This is a genomic window from Streptomyces milbemycinicus (assembly GCF_002154605.1).
Lineage (GTDB): Bacteria > Actinomycetota > Actinomycetes > Streptomycetales > Streptomycetaceae > Streptomyces > Streptomyces milbemycinicus.
Map to the genome: position 1 here is coordinate 1 of NZ_MUNE01001005.1, position 6,056 is coordinate 6,056.

6 protein-coding genes and 1 pseudogene are annotated in these 6,056 nt (G+C 72.3%); 6 read left to right on the forward strand and 1 reads right to left on the reverse strand.

Features of this window, described 5'->3' with window-relative positions:
- Both CCN51_RS50285 and CCN51_RS50290 read left to right on the forward strand, forming a co-directional pair.
- Nucleotides 1-181 (forward strand): annotated as a pseudogene (locus tag CCN51_RS50285) (right-handed parallel beta-helix repeat-containing protein); the annotation flags it as partial.
- Nucleotides 182-313: 132 nt separating this feature from the next.
- A complete protein-coding gene (locus CCN51_RS50290; RefSeq protein ID WP_014174452.1) occupies nucleotides 314-1,504 on the forward strand; it encodes a cytochrome P450 in 1,191 nt (396 codons plus the stop codon).
- A 24-nt stretch (nucleotides 1,505-1,528) separates the two neighbouring features.
- On the opposite strand, the gene CCN51_RS50295 is transcribed toward CCN51_RS50290, so the two are convergent.
- Nucleotides 1,529-1,732, reverse strand: a complete 204-nt coding sequence (locus CCN51_RS50295; RefSeq protein ID WP_014174453.1) for a hypothetical protein — start codon at nucleotides 1,730-1,732, stop codon at nucleotides 1,529-1,531.
- Between the two features lie 117 nt (nucleotides 1,733-1,849).
- Here CCN51_RS50295 and CCN51_RS50300 point away from each other — a divergent pair, with 117 nt between their 5' ends.
- The 4 genes from CCN51_RS50300 to CCN51_RS50315 form a co-directional block, all read left to right on the forward strand.
- Complete coding sequence (locus CCN51_RS50300) at nucleotides 1,850-2,896, forward strand: LacI family DNA-binding transcriptional regulator (RefSeq protein WP_014174454.1); 1,047 nt, start codon at nucleotides 1,850-1,852, stop codon at nucleotides 2,894-2,896.
- The gene (locus CCN51_RS50305) at nucleotides 2,893-3,891 is read left to right on the forward strand and encodes a 2-hydroxyacid dehydrogenase (RefSeq protein WP_086013643.1); all 999 of its coding nucleotides are present in this window, start codon (nucleotides 2,893-2,895) and stop codon (nucleotides 3,889-3,891) included. Before CCN51_RS50300 ends, CCN51_RS50305 begins: the two co-directional genes overlap by 4 nt.
- Nucleotides 3,888-5,123 (forward strand): D-mannonate dehydratase ManD, encoded by a 1,236-nt coding sequence (gene manD / locus CCN51_RS50310; RefSeq protein ID WP_014174456.1) that lies wholly within the window; start codon nucleotides 3,888-3,890, stop codon nucleotides 5,121-5,123. The genes CCN51_RS50305 and manD overlap by 4 nt, the downstream gene beginning before the upstream one ends.
- A gap of 3 nt (nucleotides 5,124-5,126) precedes the next feature.
- The coding region (locus CCN51_RS50315; protein ID WP_143676194.1) for a mannitol dehydrogenase family protein at nucleotides 5,127-6,056 on the forward strand (930 nt) is incomplete at its 3' end.

Below are 6,056 nucleotides of genomic sequence, written 5' to 3' on the forward strand. Positions count from 1 at the left end.
CCGGCTCGGCAGCTCCACCTCGAAGGGCAACTCCTGGGACCTGGGCGGGGTGTGGAACGAGGGCTCGGTGCTGAGCACCGACCAGGCGAAGATCACCGGCCCTCGCGCGGCGGACGGCTCGATCCCGTCCTCGACCTTCCTTGTCCCCCGCGACGGCTCGGCCCTCGGCGCCCGCTTCTGACACCACGTGAGGTATCCGAGGCCCGGTGTCCGAGTCGGGGCACGGAGCCGGTTAGTCCGATTCGGCGCGGGGGACGAGTGTCCGTAAGGGACGGGCCCAGGCCGCGCGACGCGGCTTCACGACGGGGAGCGGATGGGATACGGGGCACGCAAGATCGAGCGAGCGGCAGACTCCGACGGACGCTCCGGCTGCCCGGTACGGCGGGGGCCCGACGGGGTCTGGCAGGTGTGCGGATACGCGGAGGCCCGCGCCGTGTTGCGCAGCACCGATACTGTGCAGGCCGGTCTGGGCATCGAGACCGTGGAGAAGCTGCCGTCGGGGCTCCGGCGGCCGGTGCTGTACCGGGACGGCCCCGAACACCGGGAACACCGGCGGCAGACCGCCCGGTTCTTCACACCTCGCCGTGTCGATGAGCGGTACCGCGAGGTCATGGTCCGGGTCGCGGAGGCGCAGCTCGGCAAGGTCCGCGCCGCGGGGCGGGCGCACCTGGCCGATCTGAGCTTCCATCTGGCGATCGAGGTGGCCGCGTCCGTCATCGGTCTGACGGAGAGCCGGCCCGGCATACGGCGCCGGCTGGAGCGCTTCTTTCCCGAGAAGTTCGGGACGCCGGGGTTGACCAGTCTGCATGGGATCCACTGGCTGCTGCGGCAGAACGTGAACTGGCTGCGGGTCTATCTGGCCGACGTACGCCCGGCCGTGCGGGCCCGCCGCGGGCAGCGCCGGGACGATCTGATCTCCCATCTGCTCGACGAAGGGTGCTCGGCCGGAGAAATCCTCGGCGAGTGCCTGACCTTCGCCGCGGCGGGCATGGTCACCACCCGGGAGTTCATCAATGTCGCGGCCTGGCATCTGTTCACCGACGACGCGCTGCTCGGGCGGTACCGGGCCGCGGACGAGCCCGGCCGGATCGCGGTCCTGCACGAGATCCTGCGGCTGGAGCCGGTCATCGGCCGGCTGCGCCGCCGTACCACCGCCGCGCTGGAACTGCCCGGCGACGACGGGGTGGTGACGGTGCCGACCGGGGCGCTGGTCGATGTGGACCTGGAGAGCGCCAATGTCGACGCCCGTACGGTGGGCGAGCGGCCGGAGCTGATCCGCCCCGGCCGCCCCCTGGCCGAGGGCGCCGGGGCGGTCGGCCTGGCCTTCGGCGCCGGCCCGCACAAGTGCCCCGGCGCCCATATCGCGATCCTGGAGACCGATATCTTCCTCAGCAGGCTGTTCGCGCTGCCCGGCATCCGGATGGCGACCCCGCCCGGGGTCGGCTTCAAGGACGAGATAGGCGGCTACGAGCTCCGCGGCTGCACCGTCGAGTGCCGGGCGTGACACCGGCCCCGCCACGATGCGGGGTCAGCTGAGCGACACGCTCTCCGGCACCGCGTCGACCTCCTGCCGCGCCTTCGGCCCGGTGGGCTGGGCGATCCCGAGGAGGAAGGACGAGCCGCCGTCCCGCGCGGTCATGAGGGTCAGGCGCAGTTGGCCCGTGCCACCTTCGCCACCGGTGGACTTCATGGTGATCGACGAGGTGAAGGCGTCCACCAGGTCGCCCAACACGGCAGGCCGGCGCCCTTGCCAATGCTTTGGCAAGCGTTGACAAGGTTGCGCAAGAGTGACGACCATGAAACATGTCGTTCATCTGCACCACTCGGTCGCACCAAGAGCGGAGCCCCCATGGCCCCCACCCTCACTGAGGTGGCCAAGCACGCCAATGTCGCGCTGTCCACCGCCTCCCGCGCGTTCAGCGACCCCAACCGGCTCGGACCGCAGACCTTGCGCAAGGTACTGACCGTTGCGCAAGAGCTCGGCTACGAATCGTCCGTGACACGCACCGTCGAGCCGGCCGACAACATGGGGACCGCCACGGTCGCCGTCGTCGTGCCCGATATCGCCAACCCCGTATTCGGCGCCTTCGTCAAGGCCGCGCAGGGCGAGGGCTGGCGCCGCAGGCAGACCGTCGTACTCGCCGACACCGACTTCGACCCCGACCACGAGCGCGAAGTCCTCGCCCATCTGCGTGAGCAGGCCGACGGGTTGATCGTGTGCTCGCCCCGGCTCGACGCGGACGAGGTCTTGGACATCTGTGGCCACACGCCCGCCGTGCTGGTCAACCGCGAGACGACCGGCGCCGACTGTGTGCTCGCCGACACCGCCGAGGGTATGCGCCAGGCCGTCGAGTATCTGGCCGCGCTCGGCCATCGGCGGATCGCCTATGTCCAGGGCATGCAGCGCTCCTGGTCCAACGCCCAGCGGGTGGAGTTGATCCGCGCCGAGGCCGGGCGGGCCGGGCTGGAGCTGACGCTGCTGGGCTGGCAGTCCGAGACGGTGGCGGGCGGGACCGCCGCGGCGGCCGGTGTGCTGGCCTCGGGCGCCTCCGCGGTCATCGCGCACAACGACCTGGTGGCGCTCGGGGTGATCTCCGGCGCGCGGGCGCTGGGGGTGAGCGTCCCCGAGAATCTGAGCGTGGTGGGGGTCGACGACATCCCGTTCGCGGAGGTGTCACAGCCGTCCTTGACGAGCATCGCGGTGCCGATGGTGCGGGCCGGTGCGCTCAGCCTGGAGCTGCTGGGGAAGGCCATCGCGGGTGAGCGGCAGACCCCGCGGACGCTCCGGCTGCCGACCCAGCTCATTGTGCGGGGCTCGACCGGCGCGGCCCGCACCCGCCCCGCCGGACACGGCGCCACGGCTGACGGCCCCACGGCCGGAAAGGGCGGGTCATGAGGGCCGACACATTGACCGTGGTGGTCATCGACGCAAATCTCGACCCGCTGCGTGCCGAGTTCGAGGCCGCGCTGCCGGACGGAGTGTCCGTCAGCTGGCCGGACGCCCGGGACACCGCGGCGGTCGAGGCCGCCGTGAAGGGGGCGGATGTGCTGGTGTCGGGGAAGTGCGACGGCCGGATGGCCGCGATCGCCACCCGGCTCCGGCTGGTCCACGCGGCCGGTGCCGGCACGGACGGGATCGACATCGCCTCGCTGGCCCCCGGAACCCAGGTGGCCAACACCTTCCACCACGAGGACTCGATCGCCGAGTACGCCGTGTCGGCGGCCATTTTGCTGCGGCGCGGCTTTCTGCGGCAGCACGACGCGCTGCGCCGCGCACGGTGGGACTCCCCCGCGTACGACCCGAGCTCCCCGTGGGTCGACACTCTGGGTGCGGCGACCGTCGGGTTCGTCGGCTTCGGGCATATCGGCGCCCGCTGCTGGCAGCGGTTCCGGGCGTTCGGCGCGCGGGGCGTGGCGGTCACCAGGCGCGGTGAGGTGGACGCGGCCGCCGAGGGGCTGGCCTGGTCCGGGACCATCGCCGACCTCGGCTCGCTGCTGGAGAGCTCCGATGTGGTGGTGGTGTCGGCCCCGCTGACTCCCGGGACCACGGGGCTGATCGGCGCGGCCGAGCTGTCCCGGATGCGCCCGGCGGCGGTGCTGGTCAACGTCGGCCGTGGCCCGGTCGTGGACGAGGACGCGCTCTACCGGGCCTTGAGCGACCGCGCGATCGGCGGGGCCGCGCTCGACGTCTGGTACCGCTACCCGGCCGACGGACACTCAGCGGCCCCCGGCAACCATCCCTTCGAGACGCTGGACAACGTACTGATGACACCCCACTCCTCGGGTCTGACCCGCGAGACCTTCGCGCGCCGGGCCGATGACATCGCCGCCAACATCGGCCGGCTGGCCGCGGGCGAGCCGCTGCGCAACGTCGTGGCGGTGGCCCCATGAGCCGGCCGGCACACAAGACCGACACCATCGTCGCGGTCGATGTGCTCGTGACCAGTCCGGGCCGTAACTTCGTCGCGCTCAAGATCACCACCGAGCAGGGCCTGGTCGGCTGGGGCGACGCCACGCTCAACGGCCGCGAGCTCGCCGTCGCCTCGTATCTGCGCGACCATGTGGCGCCGCTGCTGATCGGCCGGGACCCGGCGCGGATCGAGGACACCTGGCAGTACCTCTACCGCGGTGCGTACTGGCGCCGCGGTCCGGTGACGATGACCTCCATCGGCGCGGTGGACCTCGCGCTGTGGGACATCAAGGGGAAGGCCACCGGCCAGCCGGTGTACCAGTTGCTCGGCGGCGCGGTGCGCGACCGGATCCTGACGTACACCCACGCCTCCGGCTGGGAGATCCCCCAGCTGCTCGACGCGGTCGACGAGCGGCGCGAACAGGGCTTTCTCGCGGTGCGCGCACAGAGCGGCATCCCCGGCCTGGCCACGGTGTACGGGGTGAGCAGCGGCGAAGCGGGGTACGAGCCGGCCGACCGTGGCGCGGCCCCCGCAGTGGAGGTCTGGGACACCGACTCCTATCTGCGGCACGCTCCGCGTGTTCTCGCGGCGGTACGCGAACATGTGGGCCCCGAGCTGAAGCTGCTGCACGACGCCCACCACCGGCTCACCCCCGGCCAGGCGGCCCGGCTCGGCCGCGCGCTGGAGGAGGTGGACCTCTACTGGCTGGAGGACGTCACCCCGGCGGAGAACCAGGAGGTGCTGCGGCACATCCGGCACCACACCACCGTGCCGCTGGCGATCGGCGAGGTGTTCAACACCGTCTGGGAGTGCCAGACGCTGATCACCGAGCAGCTGATCGACTTCGTACGGACCTGTGTGACCCACGCGGGCGGGATCAGCCATCTGCGGCGGATCGCGGCGCTCGCCGAGGTCTGGCAGGTGCGGCTCGGCCCGCACGGTCCCTCGGATGTCTCGCCGGTGGCCCTCGCGGCATCGCTGCATGTGGGCCTGGCGACGCCGAACTTCGCCATCCAGGAGTACATGGGCTATGAGCCGGTCGTGCACGAGGTGTTCCGGCATGCGTGGAGCTACGCCGACGGACATCTGCACCCCGGCGACCAGCCCGGGCTCGGGGTCGAGGTCGACGAGGCGCTGGCCGCCCGGTTCCCGTACGAGCCCGCCTATCTGCCCATCGCGCGGCGCCGCGACGGCTCGATGACGGACTGGTGAACGATGCGAGCGACCACTGTGCCCCGCCTCGGCCGCGCGACCGTCCCCCCGGCCGCGCCGACCCTCGCGCGGCAACCGGCCGAGACCGGCATCGTGCACCTCGGCCTCGGCAACTTCCACCGCGCCCACCAGGCCGTGCACACCGCGGCGGCGCTGGCCCGCGCCGACGGACCCTGGGGCATCCTCGGGGTCGCCGGCCGCTCCACCGGCGTGGTCCGGGCGATGCGCGAACAGGACCTGCGCTACGCGGTCGTGGAGATCTCCCCCGGCCGCACCCGGGTGACCGTCCCCGCCGTGCACACCGGGGCGCTGGTGGCCGCGGAGCAGCCGGACGCCGTGCTCGACGCGCTGGCCGCACCCGGCACGGCCGTCATCACCCTGACGGTCACCGAACACGGATACACCTTCTCCCCGCGCACCCACGGCCTGGACCTGGACGCGCCCGCGGTACGGGCCGATCTGCGCGGCGACGCGCCACCGCGCACCACCATCGGGCGGATCGTCCGCGGGCTGCAGCGCCGCAGCCGGGCCCACGCCCGGCCGGTGACCGTCCTGAGCTGCGACAACCTGGTCGGTAACGGTGAGTTGACGAGACGGCTGGTGCGCGAGTTCACCGAGGCGCTTCCGGCGGCCGAACGCGACGACCTGGTGCCCTGGTTGGAGAGTTCGGTGGCGTTTCCCGGCTCCATGGTGGACCGGATCGTCCCCGCCACCACCGACGCCTACCGCGAGGCGGTGGCGGCCCACCTCGGGGTGCGCGATGCCGTACCGGTGCCGGCCGAGCCGTTCTCCATGTGGGTGATGGAGGACCGCTTCGCCGCCGGACGCCCGCGCTGGGAGCTGGCGGGGGCGCTGTTCACGGACGACGTCGAGCCGTACGAACTGCTCAAGCTCCGGCTGCTCAACGGCACCCACTCGCTCATCGCCTATCTG